This is a genomic window from Pseudoalteromonas sp. DY56-GL22, from assembly GCF_041414715.1.
Lineage (GTDB): Bacteria > Pseudomonadota > Gammaproteobacteria > Enterobacterales > Alteromonadaceae > Pseudoalteromonas > Pseudoalteromonas simplex.
The window spans coordinates 447,709-473,807 of record NZ_JANHZR010000001.1 but is presented as its reverse complement, the minus strand read 5'-3'; the positions used below and the strand labels follow the sequence as shown (position 1 = coordinate 473,807).

The 26,099-nt window shown below is 38.8% G+C and carries 20 protein-coding genes; 3 read left to right on the top strand and 17 right to left on the bottom strand.

Annotated features, from left to right (window positions below; all coding sequences use genetic code 11):
* Positions 1-126: 126 nt before the first annotated feature.
* The 12 genes from NO991_RS01980 to NO991_RS01925 all read right to left on the bottom strand — a co-directional run bounded on the left by NO991_RS01980 (position 127) and on the right by NO991_RS01925 (position 12,430).
* Positions 127-2,382 (bottom strand): acyl-CoA dehydrogenase, encoded by a 2,256-nt coding sequence (locus tag NO991_RS01980; protein WP_054554571.1) that lies wholly within the window; start codon positions 2,380-2,382, stop codon positions 127-129.
* 254 nt (positions 2,383-2,636) lie between these two features.
* Positions 2,637-4,169 (bottom strand): phospholipase D family protein, encoded by a 1,533-nt coding sequence (locus tag NO991_RS01975; RefSeq protein ID WP_300580017.1) that lies wholly within the window; start codon positions 4,167-4,169, stop codon positions 2,637-2,639.
* A 158-nt stretch (positions 4,170-4,327) separates the two neighbouring features.
* Entirely contained in the window at positions 4,328-4,522 is a 195-nt protein-coding gene (locus NO991_RS01970; protein ID WP_054554573.1) for a (2Fe-2S)-binding protein, read from the bottom strand.
* Positions 4,523-4,826: 304 nt separating this feature from the next.
* On the bottom strand, positions 4,827-5,282 hold the full coding sequence (locus tag NO991_RS01965) for a type II toxin-antitoxin system YhaV family toxin (RefSeq protein ID WP_054554597.1): 456 nt from the start codon (positions 5,280-5,282) through the stop codon (positions 4,827-4,829).
* A 20-nt stretch (positions 5,283-5,302) separates the two neighbouring features.
* The gene (locus NO991_RS01960; protein ID WP_062565737.1) at positions 5,303-5,632 is read right to left on the bottom strand and encodes a type II toxin-antitoxin system PrlF family antitoxin; all 330 of its coding nucleotides are present in this window, start codon (positions 5,630-5,632) and stop codon (positions 5,303-5,305) included.
* 434 nt (positions 5,633-6,066) lie between these two features.
* Positions 6,067-6,399 carry a hypothetical protein gene (locus NO991_RS01955; RefSeq protein ID WP_300359003.1) on the bottom strand — a complete coding sequence of 111 codons (333 nt, stop codon included), beginning with the start codon at positions 6,397-6,399 and terminating at the stop codon, positions 6,067-6,069.
* A gap of 34 nt (positions 6,400-6,433) precedes the next feature.
* Entirely contained in the window at positions 6,434-7,882 is a 1,449-nt protein-coding gene (locus tag NO991_RS01950; RefSeq protein ID WP_300359000.1) for an RHS repeat domain-containing protein, read from the bottom strand.
* A gap of 305 nt (positions 7,883-8,187) precedes the next feature.
* Positions 8,188-9,108, bottom strand: coding sequence for a hypothetical protein (locus tag NO991_RS01945; RefSeq protein ID WP_235377265.1), 921 nt, complete (start codon positions 9,106-9,108; stop codon positions 8,188-8,190).
* Between the two features lie 367 nt (positions 9,109-9,475).
* Complete coding sequence (locus NO991_RS01940; protein WP_300358996.1) at positions 9,476-10,396, bottom strand: hypothetical protein; 921 nt, start codon at positions 10,394-10,396, stop codon at positions 9,476-9,478.
* Positions 10,397-10,745: 349 nt separating this feature from the next.
* Complete coding sequence (locus NO991_RS01935; protein ID WP_300543025.1) at positions 10,746-11,228, bottom strand: hypothetical protein; 483 nt, start codon at positions 11,226-11,228, stop codon at positions 10,746-10,748.
* A gap of 206 nt (positions 11,229-11,434) precedes the next feature.
* Positions 11,435-12,031 (bottom strand): hypothetical protein, encoded by a 597-nt coding sequence (locus NO991_RS01930; protein ID WP_166340758.1) that lies wholly within the window; start codon positions 12,029-12,031, stop codon positions 11,435-11,437.
* A 111-nt stretch (positions 12,032-12,142) separates the two neighbouring features.
* The gene (locus NO991_RS01925; protein ID WP_235377262.1) at positions 12,143-12,430 is read right to left on the bottom strand and encodes a hypothetical protein; all 288 of its coding nucleotides are present in this window, start codon (positions 12,428-12,430) and stop codon (positions 12,143-12,145) included.
* Between the two features lie 160 nt (positions 12,431-12,590).
* On the opposite strand from NO991_RS01925, the gene NO991_RS01920 reads away from it, so the two are divergent.
* Complete coding sequence (locus NO991_RS01920) at positions 12,591-13,289, top strand: hypothetical protein (RefSeq protein WP_054554583.1); 699 nt, start codon at positions 12,591-12,593, stop codon at positions 13,287-13,289.
* Positions 13,290-13,346: 57 nt separating this feature from the next.
* Here the strand turns inward: NO991_RS01920 and NO991_RS01915 are convergent, their stop codons facing one another.
* The gene (locus tag NO991_RS01915; protein WP_300360389.1) at positions 13,347-13,763 is read right to left on the bottom strand and encodes a hypothetical protein; all 417 of its coding nucleotides are present in this window, start codon (positions 13,761-13,763) and stop codon (positions 13,347-13,349) included.
* Between the two features lie 299 nt (positions 13,764-14,062).
* On the opposite strand from NO991_RS01915, the gene NO991_RS01910 reads away from it, so the two are divergent.
* Complete coding sequence (locus NO991_RS01910; protein WP_300360388.1) at positions 14,063-16,336, top strand: CHRD domain-containing protein; 2,274 nt, start codon at positions 14,063-14,065, stop codon at positions 16,334-16,336.
* A 52-nt stretch (positions 16,337-16,388) separates the two neighbouring features.
* On the opposite strand, the gene NO991_RS01905 is transcribed toward NO991_RS01910, so the two are convergent.
* The 3 genes from NO991_RS01905 to NO991_RS01895 all read right to left on the bottom strand — a co-directional run bounded on the left by NO991_RS01905 (position 16,389) and on the right by NO991_RS01895 (position 18,985).
* On the bottom strand, positions 16,389-16,874 hold the full coding sequence (locus NO991_RS01905) for a DUF6436 domain-containing protein (protein ID WP_138599419.1): 486 nt from the start codon (positions 16,872-16,874) through the stop codon (positions 16,389-16,391).
* Between the two features lie 13 nt (positions 16,875-16,887).
* Entirely contained in the window at positions 16,888-18,354 is a 1,467-nt protein-coding gene (locus tag NO991_RS01900) for a methyl-accepting chemotaxis protein (protein WP_054554586.1), read from the bottom strand.
* 76 nt (positions 18,355-18,430) lie between these two features.
* Positions 18,431-18,985 carry an isochorismatase family protein gene (locus tag NO991_RS01895; protein WP_054554587.1) on the bottom strand — a complete coding sequence of 185 codons (555 nt, stop codon included), beginning with the start codon at positions 18,983-18,985 and terminating at the stop codon, positions 18,431-18,433.
* A 168-nt stretch (positions 18,986-19,153) separates the two neighbouring features.
* Between NO991_RS01895 and NO991_RS01890 the strand changes: the two genes are divergently transcribed.
* Positions 19,154-23,689, top strand: coding sequence for an EAL domain-containing protein (locus NO991_RS01890; protein WP_371351629.1), 4,536 nt, complete (start codon positions 19,154-19,156; stop codon positions 23,687-23,689).
* Here NO991_RS01890 and NO991_RS01885 read toward each other — a convergent pair.
* Positions 23,661-25,934, bottom strand: coding sequence for a response regulator (locus NO991_RS01885; protein ID WP_300543044.1), 2,274 nt, complete (start codon positions 25,932-25,934; stop codon positions 23,661-23,663). The genes NO991_RS01890 and NO991_RS01885 overlap by 29 nt on opposite strands.
* Between the last annotated feature and the right edge of the window lie 165 nt (positions 25,935-26,099).

The following is a 26,099-nucleotide window of genomic DNA, read 5'->3' as shown; positions in this document are numbered from 1 at the left end:
AAACCGATGGCAATGGTAGGTGATATTGGCTATTGGTACAACGACCTATAAGCAATAAAAAACCCGTGCTAAGCACGGGTTTTCGAAGATAAAGTCCTAATACTGCTCAGGACTTGCATTGTTGAATTACTCGTTTACCACACTTTTAAGTGGGTTTACTGGCTTTGCATTGTCATCCAGTAAGTTCATGTCAAAGTCGAACTCATCAACACGAATCGCTTTTTCACGTTTCTTGTTGTAATCAATCAGTTTTGCATACTCTTCTTCGTTGATAACACTTGCAACAAGTGCATTATCAAGCGTTTCTGCAAAACGAACACCCGGCTTAATAGTTTTAGCACGCAGTGCTTTTTTAACTTTTGCAAGTAAATCAAGGCACGCCATTTTCGCTTTGTACGCTTGCTCATTGATGTAATGACCATCACCTTCAATTGGATTAACCAAGTGAGTGATTTGCGCTTTAAATGCCGTATCCATTTGCGCTTGAGTCGCAAGTTCACGGATTAAATCATCGCTGATTTTAGGCATTTTCATTGAGTAGTTCATCGTAATGAAACGCATAAACTTACGAGTACCACTTGCAGGGAAGTTATCTAAGAACTTATGCAATGCTTCTTCAGCGCTTTGTAGTGCAAAGCGAGTCGCATAGTGGAAGTAAGGCGCAGCTTGCTCACGTTCACTGCTTGCTACTTTTTGCTCGTAATATTTAATTGATGCCATCGCCGCATACAAGAAGCTCATTACGTCGCCTAAACGTGCAGATAACATTTCTGCTTGCTTAAGTTTGCCGCCCAGTACCAATAACGAGAAGTCAGCGTAAACTGCTAGTTTTGCAGATAATTTATGCGCTGCTTTTTCGTATTCACGTACTTCGGGTAGTGACGATTTAGCACCGGCAGTAAACGGTAATACACCTAAACGGAAAGCACGTAAGCTGTTAGCTACGCTGTAACCTACTGTTTTACGTAAGATGCTGTTGAATTCTTTATCTGCATTTTTGTCTTCGCTATGGATAGACTCAACCATAGATTGAAGGTAAGGGTGACAACGCATTACACCTTGGCCAAAAATCATTAGGTTACGAGTAAGAATGTTTGCACCTTCAACCGTGATTGCGATTGGTTGTGCAACATAACCACTAGCTAATGTATTTTGCGGACCATTTTGAATTGCTTTACCTGCTTGAATATCCATTGCTGAATCAAGCACGTTACGACCAATTTCTGTCATGTGGTATTTCGCAATCGCAGTGACGACAGATGGTTTTAAGCCCATGCCTAAACCTTCTGTTGTTAATACACGCATTGCTTCTTGAAGATAAGTTTTACCTGCGATATCAGCAAGCTTCTCTTGAATACCTTCGAATTGACCAATCGCCAGACCAAACTGCTCGCGTACTGCTGCGTACTCAGAAGCACCTTTAAATGCTACCTGTGATGAACTAACACCTAGTGCCGGTAAAGAGATACCACGGCCTGCACCTAAACAGCTAACCAGCATCTGCCAGCCACGGCCGATGTTCTTTTGACCACCAATGATGAAGTCCATTGGTACAAATACTTTTTCACCGCGAGTCGTACCGTTGTAAAAACGGATACCCATAGGATCATGACGATTACCAAGTTCAACACCAGGGTGATCTTTAGGAATTAGCGCACAGGTAATACCGAGGTTTTCTTTGCCACCGAGTAAACCATCAGGGTCAACTACTTTAAATGCTAAACCTAATACTGTCGCAATTGGCGCAAGTGTGATGTAGCGTTTGTCCCAGGTAATTTCTAAACCTAGCACTTCTTCGCCATTAAACTGACCACGTTTAACAACACCGATATCTGGAATACCACCCGCATCTGAACCCGCTTCTGGGCTAGTTAGTGCGAAACAAGGAATGTCGCGACCATTTGCAAGACGTGGTAAGTAGTGATCTTGTTGCTCTTTAGTACCAAAGTGAAGTAATAGCTCACCTGGGCCTAATGAATTAGGAACCATCACGGTTACCGCAACCGCAGAACTCTTAGTCGCGATAGTCGCAACGATTGTTGAGTTTGCATAAGGGCTGAATTCTAAACCGCCGAATGATTTAGGAATGATAAGCGAGAAAAAGCGCTCTTTTTTCAAGAAATCAAGAATGTAGTCAGGAAGATGAACACCATTTTGAATTTCAGAATCATCAATCATTGATAATAATTCTTTCACTGGGCCATCTAAGAATGCTTGCTCTTCAGCGCTCAGCTTAGCTGCTGGCACGTCACGAAGTGCATCGAAATCAGGTTTACCTTGGTAGATTGAACCTTCTAACCAAACATCACCCGCATCTAACGCTTCTTGTTCTGTAATTGAAATACTAGGTAATACTTTTTTTAATTTTGTACGTAAGCTCATAATAAACTCATCCGACCAGATAGTAATACCTACATTACGTCATAAAATAAGCAATAGATCAATTGGTCCAACCAGTTTTTTTAACATTTTTTTATATTTATTTTTTCTTTGCATGCTAAGCACTTGAATACAATGGGTTTACACGTGTAAGCTCAAACGCTATTTTTTTATCCCAAAATGGTTAACAACTAATGGCTGACAATAAAAAGCCCAACTAAAAAGTTGGGCTTAGGTGTAAATGCTGAAGGAATGCTTTATAGCTCATCCTCGATAGGGAATAACGAAATAAACCACACTTGAAAGCGTCGCCAAGAAGAAGTTTGTGGCTCTTCATCAAATTGCTCATTACTCACTGTGTCGAGCCAAACTAAATCATCACCCTTTAAATCAACTTTCCAAGCATACTCAGCCATATCAATATCAACCCACTTTGATAATGATCGGCTTAATTTAGAGCTGTTGATCAATACACCCATTTCAGTATTTAAATCAAGTGAGCGAGGGTCAAGGTTCATGGTACCGACAAATATCTTTTCATCATCAAAGGTCATGGTTTTTGCGTGTAAGCTTGCTTGTGATGATCCAGTAACTTTACGCCCTGCTTTGCGCTTAACGGCCATCAAGTCACTTGGCTTTAATTCCCAAAGTTTTACCCCTCCAGAAATTAAATCTTTGCGGTACTTTTTATATCCTGCATGCACAGCTGAGACATCAGTGGCAGCTAGTGAATTTGTTAGCACAGTAACGTTAACGCCCTTCCGCACCCAGTTTGTTAGCAACTTAACGCCTTGCTCTTTGGGAATAAAGTAAGGCGAAATGATAATAACTCTTTGCTGTGGTTGCCCAAGTCTTTTAAGTAAACGTGGCGACATATTTGACGACTTTTCACGTACATCATTTAAAACCTTATCAGGATGGTCAAAAAACAGCTCTGAGGTTTGCCAGTCAAATGTAATTTCGTCATCAAGCAAGCGTTTAACAAACTCGCTTTCATGCAGCTGCTGAACATAATTGCTCTGTCGGTTTTGTTCAACATAGCTCGACAATGTTTTAGTGATATCTATAAGTGACTGTTCATCACGTTTACCGTGTAAATCTTCAACTGGATAAGACAATTGATGATTCCAATATAAATCAAATGCTTTAGATGCATTTGGAACAATTTCACCAACACTCATAACATCTAAATCAATAAACTCAGAATGATCTTCAGCCGAGAAGTACGCATTACCAATGTTTCGCCCACCAGTAATAAAAATACGATTATCGACTATAAAGCTCTTATTATGCATGCGCCTAGAAAGCTGTCTAAAGTTGGTAATAAAGCCGAGCGCCCTAAAACGACGGTTAGGAAATGGATTAAATAATCGAACTTCAATATTTGGATGTATAGCCAGTGCCGCTAAATCAAGCTCACTGTCGGCTTGCGATAAGTCATCAAGCAACAAGCGAATTCTTACCCCTCTATCTGCGGCTTTTAATAAAAAGGCTGTAAATAAAATGGTAGTTTGTTGCCTGTGATATAAATAGTACTGCACATCAATGGTGTGCTCGGCAGAATCAATAAGTGCCAACCTAGCTACAAAGGCATCGACCCCATCTGCTAAAGGATAAAACCCTGATAATCCAGGATGATTATTACCCACTGCATCTCCTATGGTACTGGGTGTATCTGCTGCAATGGCATAGCTTGGTTGAATGGACTCTCGTGAAGGTAATTGCGCGCAGCCCGCGGTGATTAAAATGAGTACTGCACAAAAAAGTGATTTTGAAGAGTCTATTATCATGGCTTCCTACCAATGACCGTGTGATACACGTATCTGCTTTGTTATAACCCTAATAAATGAAGGGGTTAAAAGCAAATAAAAACTCGTAAGTATGGGGATTAATTAGAACAATTAAACGAAGGAAAAATTGTTAAGCACGCATGCTTAAGAGCAAGTAATTACGCTACTTGCTCAGTGATATCTGCAATTTCGATCAGTTTGCGATTAAGAATTTTTTTACAACAACCACAACACTTGCCACACTGGCTACCCACTTGCAGCTCTTTTGATAAATCGCGCATCGTCATAGCGCCATCATCAATTGTTTGTTCGATTTTTTTATCAGTCACACCATGACATAAACAGATATACATGAATGCAAACCACTCTCATTTCTCTTGATGGTCAGCATATTAATCTAAACGGTAATAGTTCGCAATAGTGTTATAGGCAATATTTGCATAACTTTTATACCAATATTTCATAAATGGCACACAGCTAAAAATTTTCCCTTATGATTTGGGCAGTTAGTTAAAGGCGAATAAAGAAAAAATTTCTAACTTTTTTGAGAGGGTTTGGTTTGGAGTTGAAAGAAAAAGAGAGGATGGCTCAGATACAGAGCATTGGTAAATAACAGAGAAGCCAACACTTCAACAACTGGAAAAACATGCGCCTTGATTAAGGGAAGAGCAACTCGTCCTTAGCTGCTTTTAAAAGTTCATCCCATCCCTCAGGTGGATGACCAGAATTTAACATCTTTTCGAATACTTTGTAGGCATCGGTTTTACTACCGTATGCACGTTTATTATTTTCATCATTGACCCATGCATAAACGATGATTTTTGACCCTAAATGATATCGAAAAAACAAACGGTATTGTTGGAAGAACTTTGCTCTAAACCAGTGCTTGTTATCATCACCTAATGTGCTTCCTTGGCGAAATTCAGGGCTGGTAGGATCGTGCGGTATGAGTTCAAAGATTAACCGTTGAATAGCGGCTAATCGTTTCGTGGCATTTTTTTTAAGGTAGCCCTTTGGATCTTTATTCCGAAGAGCCTCAACTTGAACTTTAAGGCTTATGTATTGCTCTTTAAACAATGGATGAGTGTAAAGTGTCCAACCATTTACGACCATTGGTATCGTTTTTTGCAAACTTACTCGTCCTCATCCAATAACGGAGCATCTAAATCGATTTCAACACCTTCAATCAACACATCAACGTTTTCTCGCATACTTGCTGATAACGGTTCTATTCTTTCAGGATGAGCCTGCATATCACGCGCTATGAATGATAAGAACTCGCCAAGCACAGGATCGCTTTCTTGCACTGCTGCACGCGAAATAACAACGCTGCCATCAGATTGAATCGTGTATTTAATTTTATCTTTTTTACCTAAGTGCAACGCCTTACGAACAGGGCTAGGCACCGTAGTTTGAAAACGGTCTGTCAATGTTGATTCAGTTTCTAAAGCAACTTGTGCCATAACAACCTCTGTCTTTTATTTGCTTCATTAGCTTTGATTTTAGTACGAACGAACAGGCAATGCAAATGCATTACCCTTTAAAAATGAGCTAGAAAATACTCAAGTTGCTTAATGCTGTAAGGGGGGACTTGTCTAGACACTCAGCTAGCTGAGTGTGCGCTCATTCCCTCACGACGTAACATGATACAAAGCACCTGCAAACTCTAATCGTAGTGGCCTAGCCATCCTTTCACGTATCAATCTTGGTTAGTTAATAACTAAAAATTAGGCTTCAATATGCTAAAGGGCAAAAAGAAATACCTGAGCCTATTGGTTAAATTAGCAGATAAAAGAAAATCAGCTCCCGCTGGCTTTCGTTTGCTTGGCTTAGGTTGCTCCCAAGTTGAAGGGGCAACTTAACTAGAAGTTAATTACACTGTTTCCTTGCTGATCTGTTATTTATTATCCACAACTACAACACCTTCAACTTTTAAATAAACCAATACTGGTCCCTTTCTTCCAGCCTTTTCATATTGAAACTCAATTTCTTGCTCTTTGCTTATTAACTTCGAAACTTGAGAGCAATCAACATTCCACAATTTTGAAGTAAAGTTTATTGGAGATTCAAACTCCTTACTTACTACTCGTATATTTAATACGTTACTTGACCTCCAAATATCTTCACAAGATATGTCGGTCACTTTCCCTGTAGCAAGATAGTACTTCCTACCTTCTCCACAAGAGATAATAAAACAAACAAATAAAGCTATAGTAATTAATCGAATCAATTTCCTGAACCCCCCGTTGTGCAGCATTAACGCTCTAAGCTGATAAGTATGCGTTTGCAGCGCTAGAGGCGCTAATAGTTTGGTTAACACTTAATGCTCTGAACATATTTGTTGTAGCACCAGCTCCAGTTAAAGCTCCGGGAACGTTTACGCCAATAGCCGCAGCTTGCCTCGCAGTTTCTGCATCCATGCCAGCCCCCATGAAAGCTTTTTCGGTACCTCGCTGTACTGGATCATACCCAGTTGTTTGCTCCAGCATATCACTAGCTCCTACTGTTGCAGCAGTGGCGGCTAAGGCACATCCGGCCCCAGCAGTAAATGCACAAGTTCCCGCACCTGCTATTACGACAGTATTGACAGCAGTTCTAGCAGGGTCTTCAGCTAAAGAACTCATTGTATTAGATATACCGTTACCAATATCGCTCATTACCCCTTCTATTGAACTTCTAAGTTGAGCCGCTCCATCAGCAATACTTCTGAACCACTTAGCCAGTGGAGCATCAGGTGATTCAAACTTAGGGTGGTTGGCGTCATTATACGCTTTCATGAATGCAGCAGTTAAAGCACCGTTAGCAAACTTACCTCCTGTAACCTGAATAACTGTACCACCGACAACAGCAGCAACAACTCTTGCACCCGTATCCTTGAAGGCTGCATAAATCTTGCCTCCTGCCATACTTGATACGCCTGCGGCAGCAAAACCATGTCCAAACTTACCGCCAGAAAGGACGCTGCTTATTCCCCCAGCCATCCCTCGAATAAGCCCTTTTCCAAGTATATTTTGTATCCCGTTATTGGCAATTAACTCACCAGCACCGTAGAAAAGCGCCCCGCTAAATGCACCAACTAATGCCCCCTTTAGAGAGCCAGTTGCAACATAACCAGATAATGCACCACCTGCAATTGCCCAAGCTAACCCAGCTCCAGCAGTCATCACTGTAATGCCTATTTGAACAATCGTTTTCCAATACTTTTTCACAAACTTTTTGAGAGATTTAAAGAAATACCCACTCGGATCTGTATAGCTCATCGGGTTATTTAGAACATACGAATAACGGTTGTAGTTCTGGCTATTCATCGGAGCCTGAATATGTGGGTCAGCTTGAAGGAATCTCCCCAAGGTTGGATCGTAGATCCGACCGTTCATATGGATAATACCTAAATCCGATATTTCTTTGTGACCTGTATAACCTTTACTTTCCACGGGGCTTTGTTGATTCAACAAAGAAACTAATGATCTACTAGTATAGAACCGATTTTGTTTCCCCCACGCATCATAGTTTATGTGCTGAATAACACTGCCATTCGCGTCTGTTACCGTCACGGTAGAGCCTAGATGCTCCTTATGCGTATATAAAGTTTTACTTTGCTTAGCATCCGTACTGTCAATTACTACAGTATTCCCAACATAGTATTTGTGTTCAACATTTCCTGAAGGCAATGTTGAACGCTCATATAGCCCTTTGAGATATAATGTTTCCACACATGGGTCAGGTATTGCCTTTTGCCACTACCATACTCCATGCTTGAATTGTGCAGCTTGAAATAATCACCCAACTCTTTTCTTTGCTCGACAATTACCGCTAACTTACGCCTTGGTTTTGCTTTAGATTTCCCAAATAGGAGTAATATTTTATCGATTTAAATCCATTTTGGAGCTTGTGCTTGTTCCATCATAAAATGTCCTACACGTTGAGAACTTCTATTAAACCATTGCTTATAAACAACATTGGACTAGCTAAAAGGCAAAAAGAAAGACCTGACCATTTTAGTGACACTTTTTAGATGCTACGCTAGTAACGCTTTTTCATCAAAGTCTTGCTCATGTAATTTGACTACAAGCTTTTCAAGCAGGTCATCTTTTTCAGGGGCTACAGGCTGCGTTAATAGTAAAGAAGTAACATTGCCAAAACCAGGGTGCTCAAAATCAGGGTTCTTAAGGCCATGTTGTGCTCTTAACGTTAACAGCATAAGTGCAGCATAAGGCGTAAATTGCCAGTTCATATTATCGAACTCAAAAAACATCTTACTCGGTGGTGATGCAACCTGAGCGACTTGATCGTCACATAACTGATTTAGATAAGCGGTAACTTTTGTTAAGTCTGTACTATCCCAGTTATCTATAATAGATTGGTAAGCAAAATCATCTACGATCGGTTTTAGGGTATTGCCACCTTCTACCTTATCAAACAACAGGATAATAAAGTCACCTATATGACTTTTCGAACGGTTTATCCAATTTTTCATGTAACCATTTTGAAATAATTTATAAAATTGCTGCGCATAATCATACTGATGTGATAAAACAGCTGTAGCTAATTGAAATACACTTCCAGGTGATATCACTCTTTCATTATCTTCCCCGAAGCGAATAACACAGCGCTTTTGTCTTATATGAGCAATAGTTAGCTGATAATACCCATAGCTCAAATAATATCCCAACTGCTCGATATTGAGTACGCTACCCTTCACTAAACTAGCTTGTGCCTGCATTTCATAAAAATAACCTGGAATTGACAATTCAACATTAAGCTTTTCCCAAGGAGCAAAAGGTAAACTCTCATTAAAAAATTCTTCACCTTTTGTTTTGCCATGTTCTAAGTAAAAAGTAATTCTCGTTATATTTCTATCGTAGACATTTCTATACTTTTCTGGGTTTTTAATTGCTTGCTTACGCTTACGTAAAAATTTTTCTAATATTTTGTCCATTATTTACCAACTGGGGTCATTGAGGTTGTAGCTGTGTCAGCAAGCATCTAGGGGTCAGGTCTTGCTTTTTGCCACTACCATACTTCATGCTTGAATTGTGCAGCTTGAAATAATCACCCAACTCTTTTCTTTGCTCAACAAATACCGCGCACTTTAGCCTTGCTATCACTTTAGATTTGTCAAATTGAAGTAACACTTTGTCGATTTCAAGCCACTCTGGAGCTTGTGCTTGTCCATCGTAAAATGCCCAGCACGTTGAGAACTTCTATTAGACCATTGCTTATAAACAATATTGGACTAGATTAAAGGCAAAAAGAAAGACCTGACCCTTTTTAGATTTAGTAGATTTATAAAGTCTCATCACACACTACGCTAGTAACGCTTTTTCATCAAAGCCTTGCTCATGTAACTTGACTACAAGCTGTTCAAGCACCTCATCTTTTTTAGGGGCTACAGGCTGCGTTAATAGTAAAGAAGTAACATTGCCAAAACCAGGGTGCTCAAAATCAGGGTTTTCAAATCCATGTTGTGCTCTTAGCGTTAGCAGCATAAGTGCAGCATAAGGTGTAAATTGCCAGTTCATATTATCGAACTCAAAAAACATCTTACTCGGTGGTGATGCAACCTGAGCGACTTGATCGTCACATAACTGATTTAGATAAGAGGTAACTTTTGTTAAGTCTGTACTATCCCAGTTATCTATAATATATTGGTAAGCAAAATCATCTACGATCGGTTTTAAAGTATTGTCACCTTTTACCTTATCAAACAGCAAGATAATAAAATCACCAATGTGACTTTTTGATCTATTCACCCAGTGCTTCATGTAACCTGCTTGATATAACGTATAAATTTGGCGAGCATATTCATTATTATGCAATATCACTGCAATACTTAGCTGAAATACAGATGTTGGTGATACCAACCTTAAAGGTTCACGACTAAAGCGATGCGTGAAGCGTTTTAGGTTATAGTTTTCTATCATAAGCAGGTGATATCCATAAGTTAAGCATATGCTTAACTTACCTAAATCAAGTAAGTTATCATCTACAAAACTAGCTTGTGCATCCATCTCATAATAATCACATGGAATTGACAACTCTGTATTTAATACCTCCCAGTTAAAGAAAGGCAATTTATCATTGCTAGGTATACCTCTTTTCGTTTCTCCTTGCTCAATATAAAAATTAAGCTCTTTTGTATTATTTATATAAACCTTTCTATACTTTTCAGGATTTTTTATCGCCAGCTTACGCTTACGTAAAAATTTTTCTAATATTTTGTCCATTATTTACCAACTGGAGTCATTGAGATTGTAGCAGTGTCAGCAAGCATCTAGGGATCAGGTCTTTCCTTTTGCAACAATCTTACTAACACGCGAATAGTGTAATTGAAATAGTCACCCAATTATTTTCCTTGCTCGACAAATAGCGCAAACTTACGCCTTGATGTTGCTTTAAATTTGCCAAATAGGGGTAACATTTTATCGATTTAAAGCCATTCTGGAGTTTGTGCTTGCCCATCGTAAAATGCCCTACACGTTGAGAACTTCTATTAGACCATTGCTTATATACAACTTTGGACTAGTTAAAAGGTAAAAAGAAAGACCTGACTCTATTGGTTTGCATCCTAAAACACTACTTTTTGACACTCAACTCAAAAATCAGGTTTTCATTTCCTTCTCTAAGGTAAGCAATTTTAACAACTCGCCCCTCTTGGATTGTATCTGAATCATGCTTTCTATTCGCAAAAAAGGAGTTTTCAGTTCCGTAATCATTGTACTTAAAGCGTACTCCATCGACAGTAAAAACCTCTTCTCTACTATTTCTTTCAACAAGTTGAATATCTTCAATAGCTCCTTCAACTGTAGAATAATTTCCAGAATCTATGTCATTAGATTTTAATGCTAGACCATAAAATGACAGTGACTGCATTACAGAAAAGCCAAATAAAAATAAGAAGCCAAACCAGAAGTTAACTTTCTTTTCAAACTGTAGTTTATTTTCGTACCAGTATTTTATTTTCGGGCAGCACAATATTAGTAGAACAGAACAAATAAGTGAAAAATAAAACCCAAGCCTGGTGCCTGAAAAATCAGACTGAAAATAAAGTTCATACATTAACTAAATCTCCTATGGCTAATCTATGGGCCGAAGTTGCCGTATGAACCATGCTAGTTTCTTTTCCCCGAGCCAATATCGAACGAACACAAAATGGGTTCAGGTCTCTCTTTTTTACCTAAATTAAAGACTAAACTGAAGTGGTTATTATGATTTAGAAGGAAAATGTAGTTCGACCTCTTTGGATAGATAAAAGCTACTTACCATTATTCTTTATTTTTAAAGCTTAAATCATTATGACAAAAAGCATCTATTAAACCATCACTATCCGCTTTATTTATTTTTGCTTCTACTGAGAGAACTATAATAAGATAGTTATAGGTATACTTACCTTCATCAGTCATTCGATTAAGTTTATACCCAACCAAAAATTTATCGCCACCTCTGTAATCCAAAAGTGATATGCTGCAACTTGTTGTATAGCTAATCGAAAATACTAATGAAGCTTTAGCATCTTCGAATTCATCATAGCTCGAAAATAGAGGCACTGAGAAACTATCTATCACTCCAGTGTATTCATCAAAAGCTTTTTGTTTATCTAAAAATGAATCTACTTCAGAATTGACAATATTGATAAACTTTTCTACTGAAGGTTTAATATCATCGAATTCAATACTTGTGTTTCTATTCTTAAAGAAAGTCATATCCTCAGCAGTGTAACCATATACTAGGCATTTGTTTGCTGCAAAAATATCACCTCCGATTCGGCCTAACAGATAAGAGTCTTCACAATATTCAGATATAGGCTGTAACGCCATGCAAATGCCACTTTGGAATAAAAGGATAAAAATTAAATACTTCATAGTATCTCCACCATTTAACTTGAGTCTCTTCGATTAGCTCAGAAAAAAACTGTTACGTTTTTTGGCATAGTGCTTAACCATAATCCACGAAAGAAAAACAAGAACCGACTCCTAGCTCTGTTGAATTCCATTCAATTTTATTAAAAAAAACATAATGAAAAACATTACTGCAATTGCTATAGATGAGTATTTAATGGCTTTACAAGCCCACACTTTGTCTTCCCGATAGGATTCAACTTTGAACAGCTTAAAACCATGATAAATTGCACCTGTTCCGCCGTAGTAGTTTATGAAAAGCTCTTTTTTTGCGTATTTTGGAGCTAAGATAAACAAAACCATTACAAACAAAAATAAAACAGCCGAAAGTACCATCAAAATAATAAGAAAATAATCTATCATTTCACCAGTTCACATTTACATATTTATCAGTAACTTACTATACCAATAAAAAGCAAGTTATGCTCCAACCAAACTTAAACACAATCTGGTGTTTTTAGTTGATAGTAAAGCACTGCGTTTGCTATTTTACGTCTAATACTAAATCTGTAACCGAGGACACATGGAAGCGCCTACTTTTGAATTAACCCGTGATAACTTTAACTCAATCTTTTTTCAGACTTTCATAAAAACGAAAGTGCAACCTGAAATACCTATCATAAGATGCGCAGTGCCTTTACCGAAAGCACAGAAATTCAAGGCAAAATTAATTACTGCCGTTATTTTCATTATTGCATGTCACCTTGTTTGGAAAACACAATCCGGTGCAGGTGCAATTGCCGCTGTGGTCATTACTTATCTCAGTTATTTTTTAATTCAGATGTTTATTGCCAATAAGCGTTATTTCATCCATGAATCTCCCTTGTGCGAAATTAAAATAAATAAAGAAGAGGTTTACCTGCCTGCACTTTTATTCGATGACAGAAAAGCACGAACACTTAAAAGAGAAGATTTACTTAATGTTGAGGCCGTATGGAATTTTACACGCACCAAAAGCGGCTACGATATTAACGATCCACAACCTAGGCGTGCATATCTATTTTCTGTTATTTTTAAAACTCGCTATGGTGATTCAATTCCTTTAAATGACTGGAGCTTAGAACATCCTGAGCTTTTCAAGACACTTGTTGAGTATGATTACCCAGTCACTATGATCAGAACAGCCAAACGCGGGTCACCAATAACAGTTCACATAAAATGGTTCTTCCTATTTACCTTTATATGTACTCTCATCTACTCACTTATAAAGTATGTAATTTAGCGGACTTATAAATATGCAATTGGCAAAGTAACTGCGAACAAGCGCTTTGCCTTAAACTTACGCTTTATTGTTAAACAGCATACCAGAGTGATTACTAGAAGTAGGAGCAAACAATGAGTTTATCATCGTAGAAACATTACTTTTTACGGCAAGCTGGACTGCATTTATTTCTTCATCAAGTTGTTTATTAAGCTCTAGTAACTCACTTTCTCGTTGTTCTGGAGCTAGGTCTTTATTGCTTTTTAAACTATTAATCTTATTTTGTAACTCCTTTATTTTTACTACTAGCTCTTGTTGTGTTTGTGATATCTTTGGTTGAGCCTCAACTTCCGGTTCAGCATCGACGCCCGCTCCTTGTTTTTTAGAGCCTTGAAGGCTTCTTGCTCTTTCACTTGCTGGGTTTAGCTCATTTTTATTTTGCTGATCTAATAATCGCTCTTTTAGGAATGAAGATGTGTACGAAGTTAGCTGCATAGTTTTCCTATCGTGAATTTTTTGGCGTTTAGCTATAAACTTTTTAAAATCAAACTAGATGCACGATCCGTACCCATTTGGAACCCAAAAGCCATTATACGGCTAAATATGTAAAATCCTCTAAAGTTAGCGTTATTAAACTTTAACTTTTGAATCCTCATTTCAAATAAACCAACACTAAAGAACTACTTTTTAACTTTTAAACAACCTTTTTTGATCTTTTTTTAAACACCGTCCGTACGCCTTATTGAAGTGGACACGTCGTAACGTCCGAACATACAAAGATATAAGGAACAACGATGAAATACATACTCCTGGCTAGCAGCTTACTTTTTCTCACCGCGTGTAGCGATGATGATGACGATAATACCGAAGTTGTTACCCCTCCCCCAGTTCAAGAATTCACTCCAAGTAAAACCTATTCTGTAACTTTAAGTGGCAAACAAGAAGTGCCAATGAATGACTCAATGCAAACAGCGACTGCAACGGTAGAGCTTGACGAAAGTTTAATGCAATTTCGTGCAACACTTGATGCAAGCTCAGTCGAAGGTTTTAGCGCAGCACACATACACGACGGCGATTTGGGCGCTAATGGTGATGTTGCTTTTGCATTTGAAGCCACTACCGATGGTATGTATGAAGTCGCAATTACCGACCTTGATGAAAGCCTAATTGCTGATTTAATGGATGGTGATTGGTATATAAACCTTCATACTGAACAGTATGCAAGCGGTGAACTTCGTGCGCAAATTGTGCCAGATACAACGAGTATCATCACGTTTGTTTTAAATGGCGATCAGCAAGTGCCTATGAACGACAGTGACGCAATGGGTTATGGCTATGCATCTTATGACAGCGCCACGACAGAATTACGGCTTCGCGCGGTGACTATGGGTGTTGATGACGCAACAGCAGCTCATATCCACACGGGTAAATTAGGCTCAAATGGTGACGTATTCGTAACTTTAGAGCAAGACGACGAAGTCATGACTGACTGGGTTGTACCAGAAAATACCATGATCGACAGCGACACTCTGGCAGTACTTTTAGACGGCGGTCACTATGTTAATGTTCATACGCCTGAATTTGCCGGTGGCGAAATTCGCGGCCAAATCTTAACAGACAACTATGCAGTTGCGACCTTTGACTTAAGTGGTAATCAAGAAGTGCCTATGGTCAGCACCATGGCTGATGGTGATGGTTATGCCCTTGTTGATACAACAGACTACAGCGTAGAGCTTACTGTTGTAACATCAGGCTTAGACGATGCAAGTGCTGCGCATATTCATACAGGTCGTATCGGTACTAATGGCGATGTATTAGTGGCTCTTGAACAATCAATGGACGACAGTAATGTCTGGATGACACCAAGCAATACGCAAATCAACGCGGATATTTTTGCAGTGCTGGCTTCTGGCGGTCACTATGTCAATGTTCATACACCTGCTAATGCTGGCGGCGAGCTTCGTGGGCAAATCCTAACCAGTAACTATGGTTTTACGAGCTTTAAACTAAGCGGTGAGCAAGAAGTTCCTGCTGTCGAATCTGATGCAAGTGGTGAAGGTTATGCATTAATTAACATGGATAACTATGGCTTAGAGCTATTAGTAAACACAATGGGTGTTGATGGTGCGACAGGTGCACACATTCATACTGGCCGAATTGGCACCAATGGCGACGTTCTAGTAGCGCTTGAGCAGTCAACAACTGATGCAGGCATGTGGATGACACCAGCAAATACCATGATCAACGCAGAGATATTTGAGGTACTTGCATCAGGTGGTCATTACGTTAACGTACATACACCTGCTAACACGGGTGGCGAAATTAGAGGTCAGATCCTAACAGATAACTATCAACTCGTTACTTTCCCACTTAGTGGTATGCAAGAAGTTCCAGCGGTTGATACGATGGCATCAGGTAGTGGTTATGCCTTAGTTAACATGGATAACTACCATTTAGAATTAAGAGCGTTAACCGAAGGTGCGAGTGACGCCACTTCAGCCCACATTCATACAGGTCGTATAGGCACCAATGGCGACGTTCTTGCCGCGTTAGAGCAATCAAGCGATAACATGAACCTGTGGCAAACACCTGAAAACACCATGATCAATGCAGATATTTTTGCAGTACTTGCATCAGGTGGTCATTACGTTAATGTGCATACTCCTGCTAACCCAAGTGGCGAACTTCGCGGTCAAATCCTTACCGACAACTATGTGTTTGTCACCTTTCCGCTAAGTGGTGAACAAGAAGTACCTGCGGTCACAACGGATGCGTCTGGCGATGGTTATGCGCTAGTGAATACCAATGATTACAGTGTTGAGTTGCAAGTGCTTACATCAGGTGTAAGCGATGCAACTGCTGCCCATATTCATACCGGTGTAGCAGGTGAAAATGGCCCTGTGTTAGCTCCACTTGTACAAGACAGTGATGATATGAATCGCTGGATGAGTAGCACAGGCTTAATGATAGACGCCGATATCTTTTCATTTTTAGTTTCAGGCGGTCATTATGTAAACATTCATACCCCTGCAAACCCAAGCGGTGAGATACGAGGCCAAATTCAATAAATATTAAATACAGAGGCCAACATACTTGGCCTCTTTTACTTACCTTTCAAGCTCAATTAATTTCACAATAACATCCCTCGGCGTCTGAATTAATAAACTGGCTATTAAAACCCGCTCGTAAGTTTGCAATTACTAACTCAACAAAGCCATTCTGACTTGAACACGCGAGTCCTTTTGATAATGGCCCTGCATACACAAGCTGTTGATTTTCAGAAACAAGTACTGCGGCAGGTTGAGCGGGTAATATTGCAGCAACCGCAGATGTTGGTTTAAGTTTTATTACTTCAATACCTTGCTCTGCTGCATAGCTGCTAAGGCTTGTTATGTGCGGTTGTGAGCGCTCTGAGCATACACAGGTATTTTCATCAATAATGTACAAGGTATCTGTATGGGTGATGCCAAGTCCCATACTTTGTTGAAATGTAGTCAGCCAGTTAGCTGTTGCCAGCTTTTTATCTGGATCAAAGGTGCTTGCTTGTTGAGAATAAGCAAATACCAAGGCTAATGCCACAGAGGCAACCCAAAGTAGAGTTGCCATTATCAGCCATTTGCTATTTGAATTTAGCAATACCTTGCTCCAGTACATCGATACTTACATCAATTAACTGTACGCGATCGGTGAGTTTTTCAATCATCAGATTATCGTTGGCTTGGTTAGCAATTAAGGCTTGTGAGTTCTCGGCAATAGCACGCGTATTACCCGCTTGATTTTGCACTACATGTGCAACCGATTGTGAGCTACTTGCAGCAACATTCACCTGCTCTGTCATCTCGGTAATTTGCAGTTTCATCTGCGAACTAATGGCCGATAACTGCTCTATAAGCGCAACACTACCCTGCATCGACTTAGTTGATGATGCGCTGTTTTGCATCAAGCTTTCAAGCGTATTGGTTATTTTATCTGTGGTGTTTTTGCTGCGTGTTGCTAAGTTTCTCACTTCATCAGCCACCACTGCAAAGCCGCGACCTTGTTCTCCAGCACGCGCAGCTTCAATTGCAGCGTTTAGTGCAAGTAAGTTTGTTTGCTCAGCAATTGACGAAATCTCATTGAGTAATTCTGAGATATGCGAACATGCACTCACCAGTTGGCTAATATTTTGGTCAGCCTCTTGAAGGTTATTAGCAAGCTCCGCCGTTTTGCTGTCGGTATTCGCCACTTCATTGAGTGCCTCTGTGGCACTTAAATGGAGCTGCTCAAACTGTGTTTGTAGTTCATTACTTTCTTGTTCAACATGGGCAAAGCCTTCGGCGACTCGCTCGCCTGACTGCGCGATATCTGCAGATAACTGCTCACGATGAAGTGCTTGCTCATGTAATTCGTCGTGTACTTCAAGTAATTGTTTAGACTGATTTTTTAAAACACTACTTTGGCTTTGAACATCACCTATCACACTCGATACAAAACCCAGTAAACGGTTAAAACCCGCTACGGCTTCACTGTGGGAGTCGTCTGCTCTTAAACTAATATTAATGCTGTTTTCGTCAGCCATTATCTGCTCAGTCGTTGTGCTTAACGATAAGCCAGAACTGCGTTCGCGGTGAAGGGTTTTAGCAATGTAACCCGCTACAATTGCTTCAACAATGGCATACACGGCATGAATAAGTACCGTGCTAAAATATAATCTGTCTGGGTCAAAAACGTATAAGCCTACTTCGTTAATCTGTAAAAAGTAAAAGCTCAAATGGTGAACGGCCACAAAAGCAAGTGCAGTTATAAACACGCGCCATTCAACAAACATGATCAATACGGCCATTAAAATGAAAATTTCAAAATGTACTTCAATAAGGCCGTAGCTTTGTTGGATGTGTAAAAACGAAAACATCATGCAACCGGCAGCTACAACATGAGCCGTTAATTTGCTCGTTGGGTATTGATGAAGCATCCAAAGTGGTAAAGACAGCAATAATAAACCAGTTACTACACCCGTTATCAAAGTCGAGTAGATAAAGCCTAAAACCAAAGACTCAACAAACAATAAAAGGAACAAATAAGTAAAAAGGCGGCGCACACTCGTCATAGATAAAGCCTTAATGATTAAATACTTTACAAAAATACAATTAATCGAGCCAATACGGTTCGAACCGCATCGTGGTTCACTTTATTAATTGCAATAATGCTCTAAATTGATCGGTCCCTGCTTTTTCTAGCCATTGAAATATCACACTTTCTGTACAGGTAATAATAGCACCTGCTGCCAATAGCTGCTTAATTGCTAACTCTTTGTGTTTTTCGTTGCGTGATGCAATGGCATCTTCAACCACAAACACCTGATAGCCATTAGCAATTAAGTCTAAACAGGTTTGCAGTACACACACATGCGACTCTGTACCCGTCACCACTATTTGCTTACGATTGAAGCCAGCTAATTGTTGGTTAAATTGCGCTTCTTGGCATGCGCTAAAATGTATTTTGTGATAGCAATTATTACCATTTATGAAGGGTAAAAGCTGTTCACTACTTTTACCTAACTTGGTTGGGTTTTGTTCAGTAAATAAATACGGAATGTCTAAAGCTTTAGCTGCATTTATCAACTTTTCGGTGTAATTAACAGCTTGGCCAAAGTCGCTTATGACAGGCTCAAGCCCTGCTTGAAGGTCAATAATTAATAACAAGGCATGATTCTTTTGACTTATAAATGAATGACGCATAACTTTCCCTTAGGTTGCCTATGGGCTATTTATAGCACAGCTAACACTATGTTGTACCTTAATTAAACATTTACTAATTTATCTTTTCAGCTGACTCAATAACATTCATAATTGTGCTATATTTTGTTAAAAATTATATGCAAATAATAATTTAGGGTTAATCAGTCGGTGCCTAAACTTTTTCTTTTGATATTCAATTTGCTGTTCTTCACGCTCACCTTTTCAGTGAATGCACAAAACTATGCTTTGCAAATGCAGCGGATCTCTACAGATGAAGGGTTAACCCAAGGTAGTGTTACTAAAATCGTGCAAGATGATTTAGGCTTTATTTGGGTTGGCACTTATCAAGGCTTAAATAGATATGACGGCTATCAAGTAGCCGCTTTTGCTGGCGAATATATGCTTGATCAACGACAGATCACTTTTATGACTAAAACCAGTGATGGCAAGATTTTTGTGAGTACTGAGTTTTCAGGTGCTTACTTCATAAACCCAAAAACACTCAGTGTCGAAAAAGTCTATTCAGGAAAACTAACCCCTGAAGATGTTTATTTTTCCCCTATTCTTGCACTCGAAGAAGATGACAGTCATTTCTTTTTCGCAATCAATCAGCACCTTTATTCTTACCATAAGCAAACCAAAAAGTTTTTGCATGAGTTTTCAATCGATAAGCAAGATGACTTTATTCGTGCTTTAGCTCTGCATGATAATTTTTTATACATTGGAACAACCGCAGGACTTTTTTCAAAAAACTTAGTGGATGATCATGTTTCTCGTATTGAGCTTGCTGATGAAAATAAATTAAATAACGATAATAAAAACGCAAAATTTTTGCATCTGGATCCTCAATTAGGTCTGTTAGTTGGTACAGTCGAAGGAATGTACAACATTCCATTTAATGCAGATAAACTTCTCGCAGTAGATAAAACCAAACTATTGGTTCCTGAATTAAATATTTGGGATTTCGCATCTAGTAAATTTGGTGAGTATATTGTCACTGAAAAAGGCTTATTCGAATTTAATAGGGAAACTCTATCCGCCGAATTTATTTTGAGCTATGAGCAAAGTAAATTTTTAATGACCGACAATACAATTGTCGACGTGATGATTGATAAAACAGGATTGCTATGGCTTGCATCTCGTTCGCAGGGAGTTTTTACATGGTCCACCTTAGCAAGGCGTTTTAAGCATATCGAATCAACGTCTACTTCTGGTAATGTCAACAATAGTGTTTGGGCGGTATTGCAAGACAGCGAAAACATTATTTGGTTCGGCACCGAAAATGGCATGCTGAAGTATAACCAATTAACAAACTCCATCAGCCCTTACCTAGTTAATGACGATATAAAAGCCTTTCATGGAGAACATGCTGTATATGGCATTGCACAGGCAGAAATAGAACCATCTGAACGCTTTCTGTGGCTTATGAAGTACAGAGGCTTAGCGCTCTTTGATAAGATCAGCGGTGATTTAGTGCCTTTAAAAGGCAGTAAAGAAGTGATTAATATATTAGAAAATGAGCCAAGTTGGGGCTTTCATACTTTAGGTTCAGATCAATTTGCATTTATTACTCAAGAAAACTTTTATCGCTACAATGGTAAAACAGGTGAATTACGAACTATTAAGGGACTAAAAGAACAAGTCGATATTATCAATGCGCACTCTTTTTTAAAGCCGCTCTCGAGTCACCCTAACGACTATTTGTTAAGTATGTCTGGCCATTTGTATCGTTATAATGAGCAAACTGAAAAATTGACACTTGTTTATCAAGTCGAAAACTTCAATCCACTCACATTTTCTGTGATTGATGATTGGGTTATTGACCACAATGATACACTTTGGCTGGCTTCATCTAACGAAGGGTTAATTGCTGTTGACTCTCACTCCTACGCTGTTAAACATCGCTTAGGCACTCAATCTGGTCTCAATGCAAAATCAGTGTATGGCTTACAAATCGACCGCTTTGGTTTTTTATGGGCTAGTTCGCAAAATGGCCTGTATAGAATTGATTTAAGTTCAAGAAGTGTCAATTCGTATTTTATCCGTGATGGCCTTTCAGCTAATGAGTTTAATGTTGATGCCGATGCAACGCTAGACAATGGCCAAATTGGCTTTGGTTCGACAAGGGGCTTATTGTTAATCGCACCTGAAGACTTTTTAACTTCACCAACAGAATTAGATGCGATAAATACTGAAATTACTCATGTTTCTTTGCTCTCTCGCGAGCTGAACTATCATCCATACAAATATATCAATAACCCTCTTCAAATGACTGCTGAAGACATCGGTCTTGAGGTTAGCTTTTCTAACTTTGATACTATCAATAAGGATAAAACAACTTATAAAGTAACTTTAGAGGGACCAACGTCATTAAATTACGACAAATTAACCACTAACAAAGTATTTTTTACCAAGCTACCTCCCGGACAATATATCTTGTCTGTTGCTTCTAACTCCGAGAGCTCCAAAGTCAGTTCAGCAACAAGACAATTACAGTTTAATATTGCCTATGCACCTTGGTCTTCACCAGTTGCGATAACAGGTTATGTGCTGCTCATTTTTGCCATACTCTTTTTCTTTTTTTGGCAATACAGAGCACGTCAACAAGTACTGAATAAAGCGCATGCTGATGTTGTTAAATCGCAACAACAAACTGAATTAGCACTGAGCAGTAACAAAAGTGGGGTATGGGAAGCCAATTTAAGCCAGCAAACGCTTTTAAATAATCGCTTTGTGACAGAGCTGGGTTACCACAAGAGTAACGAGAGTTTAGCCCTCATTGAGTTCCTTGATTTTATTCATCCAGCAGACCGTAGTGCCTACTTAAACCATTGGAATGCCTTTGCAAAACAATCAAATCAAGAACAATGGAATATCACCTACCGTTTAAATCATCAAAATGGTAAGTGGTTATGGTATCAGGACATTGGCCGTGTCGTCGAAGTTGATGAAGCAAATAAGCCAATAAAAGTAACAGGTATCTATACCAACATTACCGAACAAAGAGCAAATGCACTACAAGCAAGTGTGCTCGGTGAAGCTTTCAGCCAGATAAATGACTGGCTTTTAATTTTAGACAGCCAGTTAAAACCATTTTCAGCAAATACAAGCTTCAGTGATACGTTTGATATTACAGGCAATATAACTGATCTAACAATTAAGGACTTTGTTCGCACAATAGGTAGGGCTCAGTTCTTAAGATACATCAATGTGTTAAAAACATTAAAACCAAAACAAAACTGGAAAACAGAAGCTTATATACACACTCAAAAAAATCCATCCCACCCTGTTCATATCAGTGTTACTGCAGTTGCGAAAGATAATCAAGCGATTAGTCATTATGTGATTGTAATTTCAGATCTTACAGAACAAAAGCGTGCTGAAGATGAGTTACGTTATTTAGCGAATTACGATCCATTAACGGGCTTACCAAATCGTTCATTAATGCATTCAAAAATCAATAATTGTATAAATCATTCTAAAAAGCATAACAAGTTAGCAGCCTTGTTATTTATTGATTTAGATAAATTTAAGCCAGTGAATGACTCTTTTGGCCATGCTGTTGGTGACCAATTGCTGTGCAATATTACGCAACGTGTAAGTTTACTTTTACCTAATAATGCAACGGTTGGTAGACAAAGTGGCGATGAGTTTTTAGTGTTAGTCAAAGATCTTCATTCGCCTCAAACGTTGAGCGAATTAGTTAAGCAACTTACACAAGAATTAGCAAATAAAGTCATTATTGACGATTTTTCTATCAATATTTCAGCCAGTATTGGGGTTGCACTCTATCCTTTTGATGCTAAAACAGCTGATGAGTTAATACGCAATTCTGATATTGCCATGATGCATGCCAAACAATCTGGGCGAAACAATTTCAAATACTTTACCGAGCAGATGAATAACCAGCTCACTAAAAAGTTATTACTCGAAAATGCGTTAAAAGATGCCTTTAAAGATGATGAGCTTTTTAATAATTATCAGCCAATTGTTAATGCTAAAACGAAGCAAATTAATGGTGTTGAATTATTAATGCGCTGGAAGACAGAACAAGGTTTTATTTCACCTGCTGAGTTTATCCCTATTGCAGAAGAAATTGGTTTAATCGATGTACTTACAGAACAGGCTTTAAATCGAGCTTTAACAGAATTGCAGCCAATTTTAAGATCAAACCCTCGGTTTTACCTTTCTTTAAATGTATCGCCAACGCACATATTAAAGGCGAACTTAACCGAAAGACTCTTGTTGATCCTGAATAATTTTCGCATTAAGCCTGCGCAATTGCGCTTAGAGATTACTGAAAACACATTACTAGAAGACAAAGATAAAGCCTCAAAGCAGCTACGAAAGTTAAAAAATGCGGGTTTTAAACTATTACTTGATGACTTTGGTACCGGATATTCTTCACTGACTTACCTCAGTCAGTTTCCAATTGACGTCATTAAAATAGACCAAAGTTTTGTGCGCAATATTGGGCATGATCGAAGTAACGAATCAATTATCAAAACAATCCATGCGTTATCCGCTAATTTAGGCCTTTATTGTATTGCCGAAGGCGTTGAAACTACTGAGCAAATTAAATTTTTACAACACATGGGCTGTGATGACTTTCAAGGTTACTACTTTGCAAAACCTATGCTTTCTGAAGACCTACTTGCAGAACAAAACTTGCAATCTATTGTTGCTCGTTTAAAAGAGCTTTAAGCCATTTGTTTAAACACGCATATAATTGGTCTTTATTAATTGGCTTTGAGATAAAATCATCCATGCCAGCAACAAGGCAACGCTGCTGATCCTCTTCAAATGCATTCGCAGTGATGGCAATGATTATAGCCTGACCATACAAGTGCGGGTTCTGTTTTATTTCTTTTGTACATTGATAGCCATCCATATTTGGCATTTGGCAGTCCATAAGGATAATATCAGCTTGATAACTCTGCAGTATCTCAAGTGCTTCAAGGCCGTCATTTGCTTGTTTGAGATTACACTCAGTGGAATGCAGCATCTTTTTCAATACAATTTGATTAACTGGGTTATCTTCAACTAGTAAGATATTCAAACCTGCTAATTGGGGCGTCGCAGTGCTTTGGTTATCCACTGAGGCTGAATTACTAATAATTACAGGCATCGTGATGGTGAACTCACTACCAACGCCTTCTTGACTTGTTAGCTTAAGCTCCCCTGCCATTAACTCAATAATTCGCTTACTAATGGTTAGCCCAAGTCCCGTTCCGCCATATTTACGTGTGGTAGAAATGTCGGCTTGAGTAAACTCGGTAAACAGTTTTGCCTGCTGCTCACTTGAAATCCCGATGCCTGTATCACGAATGCTGATCTGCATTCGGTCATTAACCATAGTACAGCTCATGGTAATGTCGCCCGACTCTGTGAACTTGCCAGCATTACTCAAAATATTATTTATAACTTGGCTAAACCTTAAAGGGTCTAAACTGATACAACTTGGTACAGAGTCACTAATGTTAAGCTTAAACGTCACCCCTTTTTTTACGCTTGTACTACTAAACACCTTGGCAATTTGTTCAAGTAACTTAGTTATTTCAACTGCACGATACTCTAACTTTAAAGCACCCGCCTCTATTTTGGAGAAATCTAAAATATCATTTAAAATCAGCAGTAAGTTATTCGCACTTTGATGGATCATCACTAATTCTTCGTGTTCTTCTTCTGCTAAATCTTTATTATCTAGTAACAGCTGAGTCATCCCTAAAATACCATTTAGCGGAGTTCGAATTTCATGACTCATATTAGCCAAAAACTGAGATTTAGTGCGGTTAGCATTATTTGCAGCCCGTACTGCTTCAACCAACTCATTGGTTTTATCATCAACCTGTTTTTCTAGTTGTGCATTAAAGTCTTTCAGTCTTACGTTTAGTAATTCATTTTCGTGGTTCGCTTGATGTAGACGATTGAAGCTCAGTGCGAGCTTATTCGCAAGGCTGGAAAATTGTGATTGCAAGCGGCTCACTTCTAACCAAGTTTGCGGTAAATACGTGTCAGTATCAGCATTTTCTGGCTCAAATTTATCAATTTGTTCAGCAAGTTTGCGTATCGGTGTTGTGAGCCAACGACTTAGTTGAGTGATAAAAACGCTTGTCAGTAAAATAATAAAAATGATCATAACCAATGATTGTCCCCATGCATTTACAGCGACATCATTCGCGTGTTTTCGGTTTAGCATGGTCATAACCATCCAATTATGGTCAGCTAAGCGCGCTTGCTTAGCATAATATTGCTGCTCATTTTGTGCATCAAATATGATAAAACGCTCTTCATTCGCAAATGAATCAATCTCTTCATTGCTTAGTTGTTGCATCTCTTTGAAATCATCGATGGTGCTAAACACAACTTTATTAGCCGCATCGAGTATTAGTAAATCACCTTGATGACTAAATAAACTTGGACGTAAACTAGCAAAGTAATCAAACATCAGCGAGCCTTCGACCACGCCAGTAAACGTATCCTCAATATAAATAGGCGCTGAAACCGCAACAATGGGCAGAGAACCAAAACCACGCCCTTTAAAAATAGTCGAGATATAACCCTGCTTATTGGACGGTGCATGAATAAAGTAATCACGATCTGAAACATTTGCGCGAATGTTTGACTGCTGCAAACTTACAGCTAATGATTGGGGGTAAAAATGAGTAACATCTGCAAAAGCATCAGTGATGATTTGAGTTCTAAAATCTGGGTACAGATTAGCCATATTCTCAAGTGCAACCTGTTTGGGTAGTCCATAAGCAATACTTTTTGCGGTTAGAACCACTCCTTTTTTATGGTGCTCTAAATGCGAATCGATAACTCGCGCTATTTCATTCGCTTTTTCATTAAGTTGAGCGTTTACCTCATACTCTATGCGAGCATAGTGATTGTTAGTCAAAACAATTGAAGTGAGTATTACCACTAAAATGACTAACAAGCTAACCACGTAATTAAGTATTTTATCCAATGAGGAATAATATTTGTGCCAAGAGTATCGACTAAAGAAAAAGCTCAATAAATCTATTACAGACAAGTAAATAACTGCATTTAAACAGTACTTAGCCAATGCTATCAACAGAGTGAGTGTAGGTAATGCTAAAAAATAGTGCCC

Excerpts from the sequence above, each read along its gene's own strand:
- NO991_RS01935 (WP_300543025.1), bottom strand. The coding sequence starts at position 11,228 with ATGTATGAACTTTATTTTCAGTCTGATTTTTCAGGCACCAGGCTTGGG.
- NO991_RS01980 (WP_054554571.1), bottom strand. The coding sequence starts at position 2,382 with ATGAGCTTACGTACAAAATTAAAAAAAGTATTACCTAGTATTTCAATT.
- NO991_RS01925 (WP_235377262.1), bottom strand. The coding sequence starts at position 12,430 with ATGATAGATTATTTTCTTATTATTTTGATGGTACTTTCGGCTGTTTTA.
- NO991_RS01970 (WP_054554573.1), bottom strand. The coding sequence starts at position 4,522 with ATGTATATCTGTTTATGTCATGGTGTGACTGATAAAAAAATCGAACAA.
- NO991_RS01930 (WP_166340758.1), bottom strand. The coding sequence starts at position 12,031 with ATGAAGTATTTAATTTTTATCCTTTTATTCCAAAGTGGCATTTGCATG.
- NO991_RS01905 (WP_138599419.1), bottom strand. The coding sequence starts at position 16,874 with ATGGCAACTCTACTTTGGGTTGCCTCTGTGGCATTAGCCTTGGTATTT.
- NO991_RS01900 (WP_054554586.1), bottom strand. The coding sequence starts at position 18,354 with ATGACGAGTGTGCGCCGCCTTTTTACTTATTTGTTCCTTTTATTGTTT.
- NO991_RS01915 (WP_300360389.1), bottom strand. The coding sequence starts at position 13,763 with ATGCAGCTAACTTCGTACACATCTTCATTCCTAAAAGAGCGATTATTA.
- NO991_RS01945 (WP_235377265.1), bottom strand. The coding sequence starts at position 9,108 with ATGGACAAAATATTAGAAAAATTTTTACGTAAGCGTAAGCAAGCAATT.
- NO991_RS01940 (WP_300358996.1), bottom strand. The coding sequence starts at position 10,396 with ATGGACAAAATATTAGAAAAATTTTTACGTAAGCGTAAGCTGGCGATA.
- NO991_RS01960 (WP_062565737.1), bottom strand. The coding sequence starts at position 5,632 with ATGGCACAAGTTGCTTTAGAAACTGAATCAACATTGACAGACCGTTTT.
- NO991_RS01920 (WP_054554583.1), top strand. The coding sequence starts at position 12,591 with ATGGAAGCGCCTACTTTTGAATTAACCCGTGATAACTTTAACTCAATC.
- NO991_RS01910 (WP_300360388.1), top strand. The coding sequence starts at position 14,063 with ATGAAATACATACTCCTGGCTAGCAGCTTACTTTTTCTCACCGCGTGT.
- NO991_RS01975 (WP_300580017.1), bottom strand. The coding sequence starts at position 4,169 with ATGATAATAGACTCTTCAAAATCACTTTTTTGTGCAGTACTCATTTTA.
- NO991_RS01895 (WP_054554587.1), bottom strand. The coding sequence starts at position 18,985 with ATGCGTCATTCATTTATAAGTCAAAAGAATCATGCCTTGTTATTAATT.
- NO991_RS01965 (WP_054554597.1), bottom strand. The coding sequence starts at position 5,282 with ATGGTCGTAAATGGTTGGACACTTTACACTCATCCATTGTTTAAAGAG.